The sequence below is a fragment of the Polaribacter sp. Hel1_85 genome (assembly GCF_000766795.1).
In the GTDB taxonomy this organism is placed as follows: domain Bacteria; phylum Bacteroidota; class Bacteroidia; order Flavobacteriales; family Flavobacteriaceae; genus Polaribacter.
Window position 1 is genome coordinate 647931 of the sequence record NZ_JPDS01000003.1, and the last position, 18714, is coordinate 666644.

The 18714-nt window shown below is 28.7% G+C and carries 19 protein-coding genes; all 19 read left to right on the forward strand.

What is annotated here, in order from left to right:
* The first annotated feature begins 122 nt into the window (after positions 1-122).
* A complete protein-coding gene (locus PHEL85_RS16360; protein ID WP_036827630.1) occupies positions 123-689 on the forward strand; it encodes a Crp/Fnr family transcriptional regulator in 567 nt (188 codons plus the stop codon).
* Between the two features lie 56 nt (positions 690-745).
* Positions 746-1174 carry a hypothetical protein gene (locus PHEL85_RS16365; RefSeq protein ID WP_036827633.1) on the forward strand — a complete coding sequence of 143 codons (429 nt, stop codon included), beginning with the start codon at positions 746-748 and terminating at the stop codon, positions 1172-1174.
* A gap of 205 nt (positions 1175-1379) precedes the next feature.
* On the forward strand, positions 1380-1961 hold the full coding sequence (locus tag PHEL85_RS16370) for a hypothetical protein (protein WP_156109269.1): 582 nt from the start codon (positions 1380-1382) through the stop codon (positions 1959-1961).
* Positions 1962-2141: 180 nt separating this feature from the next.
* Positions 2142-2915, forward strand: a complete 774-nt coding sequence (locus tag PHEL85_RS16375) for an abortive infection system antitoxin AbiGi family protein (RefSeq protein WP_036827637.1) — start codon at positions 2142-2144, stop codon at positions 2913-2915.
* Between the two features lie 682 nt (positions 2916-3597).
* Positions 3598-5013 (forward strand): hypothetical protein, encoded by a 1416-nt coding sequence (locus PHEL85_RS16380; RefSeq protein ID WP_036827640.1) that lies wholly within the window; start codon positions 3598-3600, stop codon positions 5011-5013.
* 191 nt (positions 5014-5204) lie between these two features.
* Positions 5205-5771 carry a tetratricopeptide repeat protein gene (locus PHEL85_RS16385; RefSeq protein ID WP_036827641.1) on the forward strand — a complete coding sequence of 189 codons (567 nt, stop codon included), beginning with the start codon at positions 5205-5207 and terminating at the stop codon, positions 5769-5771.
* Positions 5772-5935: 164 nt separating this feature from the next.
* Positions 5936-6439 (forward strand): hypothetical protein, encoded by a 504-nt coding sequence (locus PHEL85_RS16390; protein ID WP_156109271.1) that lies wholly within the window; start codon positions 5936-5938, stop codon positions 6437-6439.
* A 224-nt stretch (positions 6440-6663) separates the two neighbouring features.
* Positions 6664-7125, forward strand: a complete 462-nt coding sequence (locus PHEL85_RS16395; RefSeq protein WP_156109273.1) for a hypothetical protein — start codon at positions 6664-6666, stop codon at positions 7123-7125.
* A gap of 654 nt (positions 7126-7779) precedes the next feature.
* Positions 7780-8724: a DUF6438 domain-containing protein gene (locus tag PHEL85_RS16400; protein WP_036827649.1), complete on the forward strand. Its 945-nt coding sequence runs from the start codon at positions 7780-7782 to the stop codon at positions 8722-8724.
* Positions 8725-8870: 146 nt separating this feature from the next.
* Complete coding sequence (locus tag PHEL85_RS16405) at positions 8871-9713, forward strand: hypothetical protein (RefSeq protein WP_156109274.1); 843 nt, start codon at positions 8871-8873, stop codon at positions 9711-9713.
* Positions 9714-10546: 833 nt separating this feature from the next.
* The gene (locus tag PHEL85_RS16410; RefSeq protein WP_036827655.1) at positions 10547-10864 is read left to right on the forward strand and encodes a DUF6660 family protein; all 318 of its coding nucleotides are present in this window, start codon (positions 10547-10549) and stop codon (positions 10862-10864) included.
* 75 nt (positions 10865-10939) lie between these two features.
* Positions 10940-13096: a TonB-dependent receptor gene (locus PHEL85_RS16415; protein ID WP_235318300.1), complete on the forward strand. Its 2157-nt coding sequence runs from the start codon at positions 10940-10942 to the stop codon at positions 13094-13096.
* A 2-nt stretch (positions 13097-13098) separates the two neighbouring features.
* Entirely contained in the window at positions 13099-13515 is a 417-nt protein-coding gene (locus PHEL85_RS16420; protein WP_036827658.1) for a Fur family transcriptional regulator, read from the forward strand.
* Between the two features lie 53 nt (positions 13516-13568).
* Positions 13569-14153 carry a methyltransferase family protein gene (locus tag PHEL85_RS16425; RefSeq protein WP_036827661.1) on the forward strand — a complete coding sequence of 195 codons (585 nt, stop codon included), beginning with the start codon at positions 13569-13571 and terminating at the stop codon, positions 14151-14153.
* A 374-nt stretch (positions 14154-14527) separates the two neighbouring features.
* Positions 14528-14905, forward strand: coding sequence for a hypothetical protein (locus tag PHEL85_RS16430; RefSeq protein WP_036827663.1), 378 nt, complete (start codon positions 14528-14530; stop codon positions 14903-14905).
* A 22-nt stretch (positions 14906-14927) separates the two neighbouring features.
* Complete coding sequence (locus PHEL85_RS16435; protein WP_036827666.1) at positions 14928-15230, forward strand: hypothetical protein; 303 nt, start codon at positions 14928-14930, stop codon at positions 15228-15230.
* Between the two features lie 153 nt (positions 15231-15383).
* Positions 15384-15845 carry a hypothetical protein gene (locus tag PHEL85_RS16440; RefSeq protein ID WP_036827670.1) on the forward strand — a complete coding sequence of 154 codons (462 nt, stop codon included), beginning with the start codon at positions 15384-15386 and terminating at the stop codon, positions 15843-15845.
* A 618-nt stretch (positions 15846-16463) separates the two neighbouring features.
* Complete coding sequence (locus PHEL85_RS16445) at positions 16464-17216, forward strand: hypothetical protein (RefSeq protein WP_036827672.1); 753 nt, start codon at positions 16464-16466, stop codon at positions 17214-17216.
* Between the two features lie 144 nt (positions 17217-17360).
* The gene (locus PHEL85_RS16450; protein ID WP_036827674.1) at positions 17361-18128 is read left to right on the forward strand and encodes a hypothetical protein; all 768 of its coding nucleotides are present in this window, start codon (positions 17361-17363) and stop codon (positions 18126-18128) included.
* Positions 18129-18714 lie beyond the last annotated feature (586 nt).

The following is an 18714-nucleotide window of genomic DNA, read 5'->3' on the forward strand; positions in this document are numbered from 1 at the left end:
CTAGTTCTCGCCTATTTACGAAAACCCTTGCGGATTTTCTATTCGGTTTTTATTTGCTAAATTAGGTACTTAAACACGCCACTAATCATACACAAACACGTTAGGTGTAATTACTCACGAAAATGAAAAATTTCCTTATAAATAACTTTGAAACCTCAGAATCTGATGCTGAACTATTCTCTGCTTCTTTTGAGAAAATAGATTTAATTAAGGGTGAAGAATTTGTAGCCTACGGAAAGATTTCTAATAGAATTGGATTTGTTGAGAAAGGACTTTTAAAGTGTACTTTAATAGGAAACGATAAATCAGTTATTGATGATTTTGTCTTTGAAAATCAGTTTGTGGCAAATTATTATAGTTTTTTAAGACAAGAAGAATCAAATAAGGAAATAGTCTGCCTAAAAAACTCTGTACTAAGAATAATAACTAGAAAGAAACTTGAAGAATTAGCAAGTAAACATTCATTTGTAGAAAAAATAGCAAGACAAGTATCTGAACAACTATTCATTTCTACAGCAAAAAAGCTAGAGGATATTAGACTTTTAAATGCAGAAGAAAGATATTTAAAATTGGTTAAAATTAATAGAAGAATTACGACCGAAATTCCACAATATGAAATTGCCTCTTATCTAAATGTAAGTCCAGAAACAGTTAGTCGAATTAGAAATAAAGTTGCTTTCTATTCTTGACCTATATCAATGAATATTTAGAATAATAATCTAACATTTGTGGAAAATAATAAAATATGAATAAGCACATTAACGCAACACCAGAAACAGGAAAAGAATTCTATTTAAATTTCCATCAAAAAGGAAAAATTGTAATGCTAAATTTATTAAAGTTTAAATCAAAAGCTGATTATACAAATTTAGAGTCTATAAAACCACAAAAAGACATTAGTGGAAAAGAAGCATATAAATTATATACAGATAATACATTACTTGAACATAATAAATTAGGAAGTAAAATTCTATTTTATGGAGCGAGTAATAATTTCCTAATTGGACCTGAATCAGAAAAATGGGATGCTGTTCTGTTAGTTGAACACCAATCAGTCCAAACATTTATGAAATTTGCCGAAAGTAAAATTTATTTAAATAATGTAGGACATAGAACGGCGGGATTAGAAGATTCTAGATTACTACCAACAACTGAAATAAAAAACTACACCTAACACCGTATAAGTTTAATGTGGGTTTTTAGTTTTAGCCTAAAGTTTTGTCTCTCTTTATTGTGTCGCTTATACTTATTTTGAGTATTTTTAGATCGACAAGTTAAAAACATAAAATAAGTATAAGCTTAGTGCATCGGGGGGACAATCTCTCGATTGTCTACCTCCCACACTAACCTTATACAAACACGTTGTAAAACATTAAAAATTGAAAATCAAATTAACCTTATTATTTCTTCTTTTCATTTTGTCTGTTAATTCTCAACAGACGGAAAAATATTTGTTTTATTCAAAAAAATTAAAACCAGTAAAATCGGAGAAAATAACTGAAAAATATAAAAATGGAAAAATTAAAAGCACTTATACATTAACTACTTTTAATTTTAAAGAAAATGAATATGAATTTTATTCAGGAAAATTCATAGAATATAAAAAAAACGGAAAAAAATCTTATGAAAGAACTATGGACTTATTTGGATCACTTTTGAATTCAGTTACATATTTATGTTGTGGGATGATAATTAAAAGTGAAACAATAGATTTAGATACTACTGCAAAATCTCTTGAGGAATTTTTGTTTGGAAGAAAATCTACACCAATAATTACTCTTGAAAAAGAATTTTACAAAAATGACAATAATGAATTAATACTTTGGAAAAAAGGAATTCTTGTTAATGGAAAGAAAAGTGGAATATGGGAAATATATGAAGACGGGAAAATTAAAAAGAAGAAAAAATATAAGAATCGAGATAAATATAAAAAAATAGAAAAATCATTAATGTTGAAATAATCAAAAGGAATAAATAAAAACGTTTTACAACACCGTATAAACTTTATTGCTGGTTTTAGCTCACTTGGGAAATTCCTCCGGAATTTCGCCGTTCGTGTTTTATTTACTAAATTCACTGCTTAAACAACGCAACAAAGCTTATACAACAACGTTGTACACAATTCAAAACCAACACATTAAATGTCAGTAATATCATCAAATACTTTATTTCACTTTACTAATTCCGCGGAAACAATTATAAATATTTTAAAAAATGGTTTCGCTCCAAGATTTTGCTTGGAAGAATTGGGATACGACATGTTTTTTGACACAAAAAATAAAAATGAATCAGCTGTTCCAATGACCTGTTTTTGTGACTTACCATTATCCAAAATTGATAAACATCTTGAATTTTATGGCTCATATGGAATTGGATTATCTAAAAAATGGGGGCAAAATCACGGGTTGACTCCACTCACATACATTCATGAAAATTCAACTCAAATTAATTATCTAAAACAATTAGGAAAGTTAATTGGAAATGCACTTATGGATAAGAATTTGGAAAATTTACCAATGGAAAAAAATCCATACATAGCTTTATTTGAATTAGCAGGTTTTTACAAGCCATATAGTGGCAAAATGTGGAGAATAAACAAATATGTAGAAAAGAGATTTTATGATGAAAGAGAATGGAGATATGTTCCATATTTAAAAAACGAAGGTGATTACAGACTATTAAAAGATGAATTTCTAAATAATATAAAACGTGCGTCAGCTAACGATATTATAGCCAAAGAATTTTCTTTAAATTTCAACTGTGAGGATATTAAATATATTATTGTAAATAAAGAAAGTGAGATGATAGCTTTATTTGATGCTCTAGAATTAATGTCAGATAATTTCACGGAAAATGAAAGAAAAATATTGAAAACAAAAATAATTTCGACTGAACAAATTTTACAAGATTTCTAAAAAAAAACTGTGTACAACACCGTATAAACTTTATTGCTGGTTTTGGCTCACTTGGGAAATTCCTTCGGAATTTCGCCGTTCGTGTTTTATTTAGTAAATTCACTGCGTAACCAACGCAACAAAGCTTATACAACAACGTTAGCCAAAATAGCGCGAAAAAATCCTGACTCTTAAAAAAAAGTCCGTTAAAACAATGATTTTTTCACACGAAATAAAGCGAAAAAAACTCACTAAAATATTGAAAAAACGAGAAAACTGGAAAAGTTAAACACTCTCTCGCTCGTGGAAAATTGAAAAACATGGGAATTCAAATCTTTGCGGAATTCTTACTCAAAATCTGAATTTAGAAAGTTTACGGAATTGAGCAAATTGCGGAATTAAAATCTGTGTGGAATTTTCACTCAAACTTTGAATATTGGAAAATGAAAAAAACAAATAACTTTGGCTAACAACTTGTATAAAAAATTGCTAAATTAGTGCTTTATCAAAGTTAGTTGCATTTTTGCAAACTTCTGAATTTCCTTCGGAAATTCCTCGTTCTCAAAAATCGCAACTTTCCATACAAAAATACGTTGCCAGTAATTACTCACTCGAACTCTGAACAAAATTTTGAAATATACCTACAATTAGGTATTGTAAATAATTATATAAAAACCTTATCTTGAATTTTAAAATTAAAACTATGAAAAAGTTAATATTACTTACGTTATTGCTAATTTCAAATTATTTTTATTCTCAAGAAGATTGTGATGAATGTGCAAAAAAATATAAACCTTCAGTAAATGCTCACGTTGATCCTTGTAATCATAATATGAAAGGTGGTTCGAAGTATTTAGATTGTCTTTGTAATTGCAAAAAAAAAGAATTTAAACAAAAAATCGCTAAAAAAGAAAATAAACAAAATGTATTAACATCTAAAGAACAACTTTTTAACTATAATGCTAACATAAAAAACAGGAAAAGATTAAAACAACTTCAATTAGAAGGAAAAACCTTTACTAAAGAGTATAAAGATTTATCAAATTTAGTTGAAACATACGAAAATCTAAACAATGTATCTACTAAAGAAAATTATTTGAATAATCGTTATTCAATCAGCAATCCGAAAACATCTAAAAATATAAATAAGATTAAAGCTAATTCTGAAAAAATTGATGTAGCTACAAATGTAGTAAGTAATGGGATATACAATTATTTAAATCAAAGAGATGAAAGAAGAAAAGAAGAAAATAGAAAATGGAAAATAGAACAGGCAAAAAAAAGGGAAACAAAAAGAATAGAAGCAGAAAATAAAAAACAAAACTATGTAAACTATATTAATACAGAAAAAATTAAATCAAACAGTGTATTGGCAAATATGTCTGAAAGTTCAAAGTTGTCAGAAGAAAATCTTTACAAGGAAATATTAGAAAAACCAAATAACTTGCTTTTTGAAAATTATTTCAATAAATTCTCATTAAGAAGAAAGGAAATAGAGGAATTATATAAAATTTTTAAAAGTGAAAATAATATTGAATTAAGAATTGATGGTCAATATGTAAGAAAATTATTATCTAATAAAATAACAGTTATTAAAAATTTTTACTATGATAAGGAGAATAATATAATAAGTATTTACAGATATTACGATTATTATAAATATCGTAAATTTTTAAGTAAAGTAAGTTCTGTTAGAGTTAGTTCTCCGATATTTGAAAGATTAGATTCTAAAAATTTAAAAAATGTTAAACGTTTAGAAATTAATCGGGAATTCAAAAATATTGAGAAACTAAATGAATTTAAAAATCTACGAAGTATTTCTATTAAATATTCAGGTAATATAAACCTACTTGCCCAAATTAAAAATTTAGAAGTAATCGAAATTAAAGCAGGAATCAAACAATGTACTATTGAAGACGCAGAATATTCCCTTACAGAACTTGAAAAATTAATTCATTTAAGCATTCAAGCTAAAAAGAAGTTAGCTATATCAAGGAGCGATCGTAAAAGAAGTTTAAAGAAATTTAAGTCTGGAAACAAAACTTTTATGAAAAAATTTAATGCTTTGAGAAAAAAAATAATAAAAAATAAGAAAAAAGCAAGTGTTTATATTTATTAGAAGAGCAATATTTATTTATAAATTAAAACTACTGGCAACACCGTATAAAATTAATTGCTAGTTCTAGCCAATTTACGAAAGTCCTCGCGGACTTTCTATCTGTGATTTATTTGCTAACTTTAGTGCTTAAAACACGCAACTAATCTTATACAACAACGTTGTGCAACATAACTCAAAATCACGGAAACTGAATGAAATTTGAATTTGAAAAAGAAATTTTGGAAGAATATGACAAGTTTACTCTTTCGGAAAATCTAATTGAAAAAGAATCATTGAGGAAAAGTATTCGTGGGAAAATAATCGCTCAAACCGAACTGAATTCTTTAGATTATCAAATACTTGGACTAATTGATACTGAAAGTGAGGATTGGAAAGATAATTCGGAAAAAATAATTGAGAATTTTGAAAAAGCGGTTGAAAAAGACAAGTCGAATTTTATGGCTCAATTATATTTAGCACATATCTATCACGATATTGGAAATTTAGAACTTGCTCTTAAAAATTATTTAAAGGTTGACACTAAAGCTCTGAAAGAATTTCAACTTTGGAGATACGTTAAACTGATTGAGCAAATTGGATTTTGTACTTATAAACTTGGAAATGAAACAGCAGGAATAGTACTCTTTGAAAAAGTATTGAATTGGTACAAACAAGCACCTGAAAATGAATTAGCAAGACCATCAGAATTAGTTGAATGTCTGCCTAAAAATCATAGAATCGTAACTGAAATTAAGAAAATTGAAGATTATTTGGAATAAAAATTACGTTGCACAACACCGTGTATAATTAATTGCTTTATTTCTACCTACTTGCGAATATTCCTGCGGAATATTCACGGGTTCGTAAAAGTTTGCTAACTTAGTTGCTTAACCACGCAACTAACCATACACAAACACGTTGTGAGCAATTAAAAAGAACATTTGTGAAAAACATTTTTAATCTGATTTTATTACTATTTTTCTTGGTTTCTTGTGGACAGAAAGCAAATGAAACGAACGATAACAAACCTGAAAATTCTACTTTAACGAACCAAACAGAATTATTTGAATTTAAGATTCCTGACACAATTTCTCTTGGAAAACATATTGGAAGAATAACTAAATATAAGCGGAATAAAAAACCGAATTATGACTATCTATTGTCCGTAATTGTAAGTAATCATTACGAGGACTCAAAAATAAAAACTGATACTTTTAGCAACGGAACTTTGAATCCGTTTTTTGGAATAAAAGGGTTTAAAACTGGAACTCAAGAAATTGAATTAATAATTGAAGAACAAATTCTTGAACCGTATAAAAAAGACAAAGACTCTTTTTTAGAAATAACAAAACTATATCACCAATATGACGCTCGAATTACAGTTGTTGATGGAGATTTTATATCTGAAACTGAAAAAGAACTATTAACTGAATTAAAAAATGAGTAAAAAAACTGCTCACAACACCGTGTATAATTAATTGCTAGGTTCTTCCCTACTTGCGAATATTCCTGCGGAATATTCACGGGTTCGTAAAAGTTTGCTAACTTAGTTGCTTAACCACGCAACTAACCATACACAAAACCGTTGGCAAACATATGAAAAAACACCTGCAAATATCAATCATAATTCTGACTTTAATAGTTTCTTGTAAACAAAAAGAAACTAAAAAAATGGAATCAATTGAGTATAAACCAACGACTGAATTAAATACTAAAACTGAACAAAGTACTCTAAAAAATGAAAAAATAAAAAAAGAGAAAATTGATTATAATTTAGAATCTAACTCTATAAAATTCGACAATAATTTAGTTGAGAAACTATATAAAAATCTGAAATCAAATTTTGAGATTGACTTTGAATTGAGTCATTTGAATAATGCTCTAAATGGAATCAAAATGTCTGAATTGAAAAATGGAAAAATATTTGAAAAAGAAATGTTATTTGAAAATTTTAATTGCGAATGTTATGACAAAATAACTATTTCTTATTCTGAAAATAGATTCTTACTGGATATCTACGAAGAATTTTTTGAAAAAGAATTAGATTGGTGTCCTGAAAGTAGTTACAGATATTCATTTAAAATAGTGAATAAAACTATCTCTGATTTGAAATTGGATTTTATGGCTGGATAATGAAATACGTTTGCCAACACCGTATAAACTTTATTGCTGGTTTTAGCTCACTTGGGAAATTCCTTCGGAATTTCGCCGTTCGTGTTTTATTTAGTAAATTCACTGCTAAATCAACGCAACAAAGCTTATACAACAACGTTGCAAAAAACTGGGCGAAAAATTAATCCGCAAACAAAAGTTCTTTAAAACAGCTTATTCTTTTAAAGTTTGAAAAACTAAAAATTGCGAAAAAAACGGGAAAATATATTTGCGGAACACTCTCTCGCTAATCAAAATTCTGAATGAATTTTGTTCGTTTTTGGAATTTTGGAATGTTGAAAAAAAGGAAAATTAAACTGAATTTATTGTGTTTGAAAAGAAAAAAATGGAATTTATTCAAGCTGGAAAATTAATTTTGTGAAATTTGAACAATTTCGGAATTGAATTTCATTGTGGAATTATAAATTGAACTCGGATTTTTTAAAAACTGAAAATTGGAAAAACAAAGTTTTGGAAAAATAAAAAACACACATTTTGCAACACTGTGTATAAAAAATTGCTATTTTTAGCTAAAACAAAGTTTGTTGCTTTTTTAATCTTGTCTTAATTTTCCTTCGGAAAATCAGCCAATCTTAAAATCGCAACTTTTCATAACACAAAACCGTTGCCAGTAATATGAAAAACACAATCGTCTTTGGAATTTTATTGCTAAACTTAAACTTTATGTTTGGGCAAACTATTGACGAACTAAATTCAAATAAGAAAGTTGCTAAATTTTTAGAAAAGGAAATCAATAAAAAATATACTTTCAAAGAAGTATTTGACAAAGAAGTTGAGGCAGATGACGAAGATTTTGAATACTTTGTAAAGAAAACTGATTTAGATAACAATGGTTTTATCGACTTGGTTGTAAATGCGTATGTTCCATTAATTATAGTTCTTAACAACGGAGATAAAAATTATAAAGAATTAAATTTCAGAAACACGAAGTTCTTTTCTGACAACGAACCAGAATTAGACTCAATCGCAGAAATCGGAAATGAAAAAGTGTTGATTTTCGAAACGGAAATCCAAGAATTTGATGACGAAGAATATCCGAGCATAAAAATTAAAGAAAATCAAGAAGCCTTATCATATAATAGCAAAACGAAAGAATCTGAATGGACAATCAGAGATGTGAAATATAAAGTTGATAGTTTAACAGTAAAATTTGGCGAGATTGTAGAATATAAGAATAATAAATCTAAAGTTAATAAAATTAAAGAATTATACTTCTCAACAACTGGGTGTTTTGGGACTTGCCCAATTTTTGAAATAAAATTAGATTCAGAAAGGAATTTAGAATATAATGGTAAAAGATTTACAAATCATTCTGGAATGAAAAGTTTTAGGCTAAACCAAACTGATTATGATAATTTAATTGGATTAATTGAATATACCGAACTTAAAAAATTAAAAAACTCTTATTCAGTAAATTGGACTGACGACCAAACAGGAATATTAAAGGTCATTTACGAAAATGGAGACGTCAAGGAAGTCCAAGATTATGGTTTGCAAGGAACAATAAATTTAAAAGCGATTTATACAAAATTATTTGAAATAAATAAAAACGTGAAATAAATACTACTGGCAACACCGTATATAATTTATTGCTGGCTTCTTACCTACTTACGAAAGTCCTCGCGGACTTTCTTGGTCGGTAATTATTTACTAAATTAGTTGTTTAAACCACGCAACAAACCATATACAAACACGTTAGCACAAATATGAAAAAACAAATCCTGACAATATTAACAATTCTGATTTCAGCTTTTACTTTTGCCTGTGATTGTAGTGAAACTAATCCAATAATGGAATTCTATTCATCAGAATACGTTTTCGAAGGAAAAATTATTTCAAAAATTTACGATAAAGATAGCTTAACTTATAAAATCACCTTTGACATTTCAAAACATTATAAAAACGGAGATTCACCTAAAAAATTAGAATTTGAAGTTTTTTCCAAAGGAAGATTTAATTCAGAAGGAAAATATATAGGAAAAGGGTCAAACTGTGATTCATATCCTGAAAAAGGAGAAATTTGGCTAATTTATACAAAGAGATATAAAGGAAAGTTATATTTTCCAAACATCTGTTCTAATTCGAAAAATACTGATTATAGACAAATAAGAATTGAAGAACAGAAAATTTTAGACAATGGGAATTCTTTCAAATTAGAAGACTTCATTTATCAATTTGAACACGATTTTAATTACACAAAACCGATTTCTGATATTGATTCCATGTTAAAAATTGGACAAATTAAAGATTACGAAAATCCTTTCACTTGGTTAAAACTATATGTAGGTAAAGATGGTAATCTGAATTCAGTAACTACACATATTGGTTACCAACTTAAAACTGATTCAATATTTAACCTTACAAATGAATTTAAAATAAAGTTGAGAAAACCACTAACTGAATTTGAGAAAGACGCAATTGAGTTAGTAAAAAAAGTCCAAAAATGGGAAATAAAAAAGCATAGAAAAACGAACGTTTCTGTTCCTTATATTCGACATTTAGCGATTGAATTTGATAAAGAAAAAAAGAAATGGAAATACGAATTATAAAATACTTGTGCTAACACCGTATAAAAACAATTGCGGTTAGTACTAAAACAAAGGTCGTTGCGTGTTTGTAACGTCTGATTTTCCTTCGGAAAATCCTCGCATACAAACCCGCAACTATTCTTATACATAAACGTTAGCTTTAATGCTAGAGCAACTTTGTGGAATTGAAAAAAGGCTGGTCTATTTTTCGATTTTTTTTTTGAGTTTTAAAAAAGTAAAAACCGAAAAAATATGTTGCCGAATTTTAAAAAATACGCTGAATTCTCACTCAAATTCTGAATTGGATTGCGTCTGACTTTTAAGCTCGTTTGCGGAATTGAAAAGCGGAATCTCACTCTGTCGGAATTTAGCAAGTTACGGAATTACTTACTCGAAATCTGAATTAAAAATATTGCGGAATTTGAGCAAGTTTGCGGAATAAAAAGTAAGATATACAAAACAAAAATTGCGGAATTAAAAATATGACAGAAGAAAAATATTAACGGACAAAAAAGCACTAAAAGCTAACAATGTGTAAAAAAAATACTATTTTTATTACCTAAGCGTAAGTAAGTGCTTTGTTTGCGAACTTCCGATTTTCCTTCGGAAAATCGCCGTCCACAAACCCGTACTTTCCTTACACTAGACCGTTGTGCATAATGCGAAAAAAAGTAAAATCTAACTGAAAAAGCCAACCGCACAAACAGCACATTTATTTTTTGCCAACGCGAAAAGCCAACGCTTAAAAAAATAAAAGAGCTGTTTTTTGCCAATGCTTAAAAACAGAACACAAAACAAAATTAAGAATTGACTTTGCAACACCATTGCATTGAAAATTCTTTATCTTTGAATCAATGAAATTAATCACATTCATATTATCATTATTAATACTTACTTTGTCAATACAGCCTTGTTCTGACGGAAATAACGTCGAAGACCAACATAAAGACGAAATAAGTGAAAATCACAATCATCAAAATGATAGTGACGATTCTTGTCCAGTTAATTGTATTTGTGATTGTTGTGGAATGGCAATTACACATCAACTTATTCAAACTTTTGATTTAGTTATAAATAACCAAATCTCTACAGAAATAGCATCTGTTTATGAATCAATTTACAGATTTAAATTTCATTTCAATATCTGGCAACCGCCACAATTAATTAGCTAAATACAGACTAGAAAGTCCAAAAAATTAAGTTAATTAATAGTTACATTTTCAATGAATAAATACATATTGAGCATAATGCTCACAATTATAGTGTGCTTTTTTGCCAAAGCACAAACATCTGATATACAAATAAAAATAGTTTCGGAAAACGAACCTTTAGTAGGTGCAACAGCATATTTTAAAGATTTAGAAAAAGGAGCAGTAACCGATTTTGAGGGAATTGCTAAGTTTTCAGAAATTCCAAATGGCAATCAAACCATAAAAATCTCATATATAGGTTTCGAATCTATAGAAACTACTATTGAAATTGGAATCAAAAAAATATTTTTTTTCGAACTCGAATCAGGAGAACACGAATTGGAAGAAATTGTTATTCAATCTTCAAGAAGTACACGAACAGTAAGAAAAATACCTACGAGAATAGAATTTATTGGTGCTGAGGAATTAGGCGAAAAAGCCATTATGAATCCAACCAATATTTCAATGGTACTTCGTGAAAGTACAGGAATACAAATGCAACAAACCTCTTTAAGTAGCGGAAGTACAAATATTAGAATTCAAGGTCTTGATGGTCGTTACACACAACTTCTGAGAGATGGTTTTCCTCTTTATGGTGGTTTTTCAAGTGGCTTGAGTATATTACAAATTCCACCTTTAGACTTACAACAATTTGAAATTATTAAAGGAAGTTCTTCTACACTTTATGGTGGTGGAGCAATTGCTGGTTTGGTAAATATGGTATCAAAAACACCTGACGAAGAACCTGCTTTAGATATTATGCTTACACAAACACAAGCCTTGGGAAGTACAGCGAATGTGTTTTATAGCAAACGAAATGAAAAATTTGGTGTTTCACTTTATGGTTCAGGGCATTATCAAAAAGCTTACGACCCAGAAAACGATGGCTTTAGTAATTTACCAAAAACTAAGTCTATTTCATTTAATCCAAAATTTTTCTATTATCCGTCTGAAAAGACTACATTTTGGTTTGGTTTAAACGGAACATATGACGACCGAATTGGTGGAGATATTACCAAAATAGAAGATGGAGAAAATGGGATTCATCAGTATACAGAGGAAAACATATCTAAAAGGTTAAGTAGTCAAGCAGTTTACAAAACTCAAATAGATTCTATAAGTTCTTTCAATATTAAAAATAGTGTATCATTTTTTGATAGAAACTTAACAATTCCGGATTTAAATTTTGATGGTAAACAAACCAACACATTTACAGAAGTCAACTATCAAAGAGAAACATCAAAAGCAAATTGGATTTTTGGAGCAAATTTATATACTTCAAACTTTGATGAAAATGATAATGCAACATTACAGCGTGACCAAAAAGACATCACTTATGGAATTTTTGCTAATAACATTTATGACCTTTCCGATAATTGGATTTTAGAATCTGGATTAAGAGCCGATTACAATACTGATTTTGGTTTTTTTCCACTTCCAAAAATTTCAGTACTTTATAAAAATGAGAGTGGTTTTTCAAGTAGAATTGGTGGTGGTTTAGGTTATAAAATTCCAGATATTTTTACCGAAGAAGCAGAATTAATTAATTTTGAAAATGTACTCGGCATTGATAAATCTTCACTAAAAGCGGAACGTTCTTATGGTGTAAACCTTGATTTAAACTATCAAACACGTTTATTTGATACTGTAGGTTTTTCTATTAATCAACTTTTTTATGTTACAGCTATTAATAACGGTCTGTTATTAAATAGTACAGACAGCGGAATGTTTGAGTTTGAAAATGCAACTGATGAAATTTTGAGTAAAGGAGCTGAAACGAATATTAAGTTCTCTTATAAAGATTTTAGATGGTTTTTAAATTATGCACTTATAGACACAAAGTTGAACTATTTAGTTGGAAACCCTCAAAAACCATTAACTGCAAAACATAACGCAGGAAGTGTTTTGATGTATGAATCTGAAAAATGGCGAATAGGATATGAAACTTTTTATACGGGAAAACAATTTTTGTCAAACGGTACAGAAACTACAGATTTTGTAACGATGGGATTACTTTTAATGAGAAACTTTAAATTTGTTAGTGCATTTGTAAATTTTGAAAATTTCACGGACAGGAGACAAAGCCGATTTTCACCCTTGATTTTACCACCTCACGAGAATCCAGAATTTCCAGAAATTTATGCACCAACAGACGGTTTTATATTTAGCGTTGGTATAATTATTAAACCTTTTGGAAACGAAGACCATCATTAACTATGAAAACAATAGAAGAATTATTAGAATCAAAAGGTATTCGTGTAACTGCTATGCGTTTATTGATTTACAAGTTTCTTACTGAAAAACAAGTAGCCGTTAGGTTAAGTGATATAGAAAATGCTTTCGACAAAGCAGATAGAACTACATTGTACAGAACTATTAAAACATTTGAGGAAAAAGATATTGTACATCAAATAGACGATGGAACTGGAATTACAAAATATGCGTTATGTGAAAACGGTTGTACTTGTGAAATCGAAACCGATTTACATTTGCACTTTCACTGCAATAATTGTAATGAAACTGTTTGTTTAACAGAACATAAAATCCCTCAAATAAAAGTACCTGACGGATTTGTTTCAGAAAATGTAAACCTAGTTGTAAAAGGTATTTGCGATAAATGTAGTGGACAATAAATGCACTTCCTTTGCATTGATTATTGTAGCATTTTTACATTAAATTAGAAATTATGTTATTATTCGCTTATTTTATATTGTATTTTTTATTGGTCTTTGTATTAAGGTCTGTACTACTTTGGAAAAAAACAGGAATAAATCCTTTCACATTTAAAAAAACAGATAATGCACACGATTATAATGGTAAGGTTTTTACATTTATAACAGCTCTTGAATTAATTGTTGTTAGCATATTTGCCTTTAAAAACGAGTGGTATGAGTATTTGCTTCCGTTTTGGTATTTAGATAACCCAACTTTTCTAAAGATTGGTTGGGTATTTTTGTTATTCTCGTTAATTTTAGTTTGGTTTTCTCAAAGCCAAATGTCTAGTTCTTGGAGAATAGGAATTGACGAAAACAACAAAACAGAATTGGTAACAAAAGGTGTGTTTTCAATATCAAGAAACCCTATATTCTTGGGAATAATGATTACAAATATTGGGTTATTCCTTGTAATTCCAAATGCATTTACTTTACTCATAATCTCATTATCTACAATAAGTGTAAACACACAAATTAGGTTAGAAGAAGAATTTCTAAAGCGTGAATTTGGAAATGAGTATAAAGAATACACAAAAAAAGTAAGGAGATGGTTTTAAACTTCAAAGCAAGAAAATGCCAACACTTAAGCCATACACATTTACAGTCGCATCATCCACGCTTCACCCAAACTGTAAAAGAGTATGTCTTGCCAACGCTCACTTCCGAACTAAATAACAAACATCGGAAAACCAAGCAGAACGAGAAAGCACTATGCACAACAAGGTATAAAAAACATAGGGCGTTTGTGTTAACTCCAAAGTTCTGTGTTTATTTACAAAGTCCGCTAAATATAAAATTTGGCATTTAAACGAAAAATAAAAGCAAAACGTTTATATTTAGCTAAGTAATAAAACCGAAACGAAAGTGCTTATTAATTGCCCTACGTTTCTTATACGTAGCCGTTGTACACCATTTAAGAAAAACCGAGAAAATGAGTTGGGACATTGTACTTTTTAATTCAAAACAAAAGATTGATTCTGTTGCAGAATTGGACGAAACTCAATTGGAACCAACCGATTTTAGCGGAATTTTGGAATCTTCATTTAACCGAATAAATAAGAAAGAAAATCATAGAGAAATAGTCGGAGCTGATTTCACCATTGACTTTTTTACAAATGAAAAGTTTTCTAGTAATTTTATGATTTCGTTATATGGAGAAAACGGAATTTATGCTCTGATTGAACTTGCAAAAAAATATAATTGGCAGATTTACGATTCTGGAATTGACAGAATGATTGACTTGAAAAATCCAGAAAAAAATGGATATGACAATCACAGAAAATATGTTGAACAAATCCTAAAACGATAATAAAAACAATGACAAAAATATTATGAAAACGAATTCAATAATTGAACAGAAAAAAGCGTTTACACAAGTAAACCTAAAATTTTTGGTTGCAATATTCTTTTCTATATTTGTTTCTATTTGGATAGCATTGAAAGCAGACAAACCTGACAGTATTGGATTTGGAGGGTTTATTTACATCATAGGACCTGGACTGATTGGTCTATTTACAATGATTTTATACCTTATATTTTCAATGATTAAGCCAAAATGGAAAATTATTCTAGGAATATTGAGTATTCTATTAAATATTGGAATTGGATTTTATTATATGTTTTTTGTCAAATAAAACGGTGTACAACAACTCATATAATTTATGCTTAAATTTGAACTAGTACAAAAGACAAACAAACAACAAACGATTTGCTACGTCCGAAAAATCTCCGATTTTCCAGTCGCACAAATCATATAAAAGCCCGTTAGCACCAATACGAAAAACAGAATGGGAATATTTGACTTTATTTTTGGAAAGACTATTAAAATAGAAGACGAATTCTTTGGAAAAATGATATTCTCTGAATTCAAGAAAAATCCTGAAAAGAATTATTTTGAATGTAGAAGACATTTCAAACCGACTGACGAAATCGTAGAAATCGGAATCGAGGGAAATGTAACTGGACCGACTGAAATACAGAAAGACTTTTTCCGAAAAATCGAATCTGATTATGATAAAATCACAACCTCAATTAAACCAATGATTGAAAATGAATTTCGGAATTGGAAAGAGGATTTTAAAATTGCTGACTTTAATAAGGAATTTAAAGCTGTTTACCTATACTTACCTCGTTGTGAAAACGAACCAAAAATTTGGGAAATAGCATTTGAAAGTGAACACGATTTAAACCATACATTTACATTGACGATGAACGATTTAAATGCAACTGAAATATTAATAGATGGATAAAGTACAGGTGCTAACACCGTGTATAATTAATTGCTTCATTGAGCTTACTTGCGAATATTCCTGCGGAATATTCACGGGTTCGTAAATGTTTGTTAACTTAGTTGCTTAACCACGCAACTAACCATACACAACAACGTTGCCCAAAATAGCGGAAACCACTCAGATTCTTGAAAAAAGTCGTTTAAAACAATGATTTTTTGAGCAAAATAAAGCGAAAAATTTTAGGTCAAATTTTGAAAAATAAATGAAAAACGAAAAAGCGGAACACTCTCTCGCTCGTAAAAATTCTTTGTGGGAATTTAGCCAGTTTATGAAATTAAGTTCTTTGCGGAATTTTTACTCAAACTCTGAATTTAGCAAGTTTGCGGAATTGAATAAGTTTTGAAAAATAAGAATATCGGAAAACTCACTAAAACGTGGAATTATTACTCAAAATCTGAATTTAAGAAAAGTGGAAAAAAAATAACTTTGGGCAACAACGTGTAAAAAAAATTGCTTATTTTTAGCTTAATCAAAAGTTGCTGCTTTTTTATTCACTTTCTATTTTCCTGCGGAAAATAGCCGTTCTCAAAAATCGCAACTTTTCATAACACAAACACGTTGGCAATAATTAACGAAATGAATATAACAGAGAACATTTTAAACATTTTTAGTTTCATAATTGGAATATTAGGTGTGATTTTAGCAATAATTTTTTACTATAAAGGAAAAAAACGAAAAACACCAGTATATGAAATAAGTGATTTCAATATTATATCAGATAATTTAGAGAAAAAAGTAAGCGATATAAGTATAACTTATAAACAAAAATTGATAAAGACTTTAACTGTTAGTAAAGTAGTTATTTGGAATTCAGGAAACAGTACAATACAAAATTCTGATATACCCGAAACAAATAGATTTAGAATACACTCATTTTCTAATTGTGAAATTTATGATTTTGATATTATCTCAAAAGATGATAAAGACTGTCTTTTAGAATTACAAAAAATAAAAGACGGAATTGAAATACGTTTCAATTACCTTGAGCCTCAAAGTGGCTTTATTATTAAAGTAATTCATTCAGGCATTAACAGTACTAATTTATATGTTGCAGGAAAAATTATTGGAGAAAAAGAAATAAAGCGAATATTTAATTTAAATAGAGGTAAAGATAAAAAAGAATTGACTGAAGACAAACTAAATAGGATTTTCATTTTAGTAATGGGTTTAACTGGAATTTTTGTCGTGTTCGGAACTGAGACAGGATTGCATTGGGGTTGGAATGCTTTAATTTTCATCATTTCTATAATATTTGTTATCGCAGCACTAGCACAAATTTTTGAAACCAAAATACCTAAAAAATTGAAATCAAATTTTGAGAACAAATAACTATTGCCAACACCGTGTAGTAAAAATTGCTTAATTTTAGCTTAACCAAAAGTTGTTGCTTTTTTATTCACTTCTATTTTCCTGCGGAAAATAGCCGTTCACAAAAATCGCAACTTTTATTACACAAACACGTTAGCATTAATTATGAAGAAATGTCGTCTTTGCTTAAAAGAGAAGAAATTAATAAAAGCACATATTATTCCTGATTTTATGTATAGTGGACTGAAAGCTGAAGATGATAAAAATATTTTTTATGAAGTTACATACGATTTAGAAACTGATAAAAGCAAACCTAAAAAGATTCAAACAGGAGAATTTGACAAAAACATTTTATGTTCGGATTGTGATAATAGAATTTTAGGTTCAAATTACGAAAAGTATGCTCAAAAATCAATGTATGGAAAAAATATTGACCCAAAAATTGCACCAATTTGTAAAAACTTTAAAAACCCAAATGATGGATCAGAATATTCAGTTTGCACGAATATTGACTATGGAAAAATGAAATTATTTCTTCTTTCTTTACTATGGAGATCAAGTATAACTGACAGAAAACTTTTTAAGGAAGTCAGTTTAGGAGAAAAACACGAAGAAAGGATTAGAAAAATTCTTTATGAAGAAATAATTCCAAGTGAATTAGAATATCCTATCCTTATGACTTCTTTTATGAGAACTGACAACAGTTTGAAAAACATAATTACACAACCTAAACGAATTAAATATAAAAATGGAATCAATGGTTATATGTTTTTAATTGACAGTATTCAATTTATGTTTTTTGTAAATTCACCTAATCATAGAATGCCTGAATATGTAACAAGAACAATAATGAAAGAAAACGGAGAAATGACAATCTTACATTTAAAAAATGGAAAAGAATTAGAATTTTTAAAAGCAATTTTAAATAAATAACTAATGCTAACACCGTGTATAAAAAATTGCTTATTTTTAGCTTAAACAAAGTCAGTTGCATTTTTACTCACTTCAATTTTCCTGCGGAAAATAGCCGTTCATAAAAATCGCAACTTTCCATAACACAAACACGTTGCCCAAAATAGCGGAAACCACTCAGATTCTTGAAAAAAGTCGTTTAAAACAATGATTTTTTGAGCAAAATAAAGCGAAAAATTTTAGGTCAAATTTTGAAAAATAAATGAAAAACGAAAAAGCGGAACACTCTCTCGCTCGTAAAAATTCTTTGTGGGAATTTAGCCAGTTTATGAAATTAAGTTCTTTGCGGAATTTTTACTCAAACTCTGAATTTAGCAAGTTTGCGGAATTGAATAAGTTTTGAAAAATAAGAATATCGGAAAACTCACTAAAACGTGGAATTATTACTCAAAATCTGAATTTAAGAAAAGTGGAAAAAAAATAACTTTGGGCAACAACGTGTAAAAAAAATTGCTTATTTTTAGCTTAATCAAAAGTTGCTGCTTTTTTATTCACTTTCTATTTTCCTGCGGAAAATAGCCGTTCTCAAAAATCGCAACTTTTCATA

What these genes read in the sequence shown, in the direction of transcription:
- PHEL85_RS16360 (WP_036827630.1), top strand. Translation starts at nt 123, where the DNA reads ATGAAAAATTTCCTTATAAATAACTTTGAAACCTCAGAATCTGATGCT.
- PHEL85_RS16365 (WP_036827633.1), top strand. Translation starts at nt 746, where the DNA reads ATGAATAAGCACATTAACGCAACACCAGAAACAGGAAAAGAATTCTAT.
- PHEL85_RS16375 (WP_036827637.1), top strand. Translation starts at nt 2,142, where the DNA reads ATGTCAGTAATATCATCAAATACTTTATTTCACTTTACTAATTCCGCG.
- PHEL85_RS16380 (WP_036827640.1), top strand. Translation starts at nt 3,598, where the DNA reads ATGAAAAAGTTAATATTACTTACGTTATTGCTAATTTCAAATTATTTT.
- PHEL85_RS16385 (WP_036827641.1), top strand. Translation starts at nt 5,205, where the DNA reads ATGAAATTTGAATTTGAAAAAGAAATTTTGGAAGAATATGACAAGTTT.
- PHEL85_RS16395 (WP_156109273.1), top strand. Translation starts at nt 6,664, where the DNA reads ATGGAATCAATTGAGTATAAACCAACGACTGAATTAAATACTAAAACT.
- PHEL85_RS16400 (WP_036827649.1), top strand. Translation starts at nt 7,780, where the DNA reads ATGAAAAACACAATCGTCTTTGGAATTTTATTGCTAAACTTAAACTTT.
- PHEL85_RS16405 (WP_156109274.1), top strand. Translation starts at nt 8,871, where the DNA reads ATGAAAAAACAAATCCTGACAATATTAACAATTCTGATTTCAGCTTTT.
- PHEL85_RS16410 (WP_036827655.1), top strand. Translation starts at nt 10,547, where the DNA reads ATGAAATTAATCACATTCATATTATCATTATTAATACTTACTTTGTCA.
- PHEL85_RS16415 (WP_235318300.1), top strand. Translation starts at nt 10,940, where the DNA reads ATGCTCACAATTATAGTGTGCTTTTTTGCCAAAGCACAAACATCTGAT.
- PHEL85_RS16420 (WP_036827658.1), top strand. Translation starts at nt 13,099, where the DNA reads ATGAAAACAATAGAAGAATTATTAGAATCAAAAGGTATTCGTGTAACT.
- PHEL85_RS16425 (WP_036827661.1), top strand. Translation starts at nt 13,569, where the DNA reads ATGTTATTATTCGCTTATTTTATATTGTATTTTTTATTGGTCTTTGTA.
- PHEL85_RS16430 (WP_036827663.1), top strand. Translation starts at nt 14,528, where the DNA reads ATGAGTTGGGACATTGTACTTTTTAATTCAAAACAAAAGATTGATTCT.
- PHEL85_RS16435 (WP_036827666.1), top strand. Translation starts at nt 14,928, where the DNA reads ATGAAAACGAATTCAATAATTGAACAGAAAAAAGCGTTTACACAAGTA.
- PHEL85_RS16440 (WP_036827670.1), top strand. Translation starts at nt 15,384, where the DNA reads ATGGGAATATTTGACTTTATTTTTGGAAAGACTATTAAAATAGAAGAC.
- PHEL85_RS16445 (WP_036827672.1), top strand. Translation starts at nt 16,464, where the DNA reads ATGAATATAACAGAGAACATTTTAAACATTTTTAGTTTCATAATTGGA.
- PHEL85_RS16450 (WP_036827674.1), top strand. Translation starts at nt 17,361, where the DNA reads ATGAAGAAATGTCGTCTTTGCTTAAAAGAGAAGAAATTAATAAAAGCA.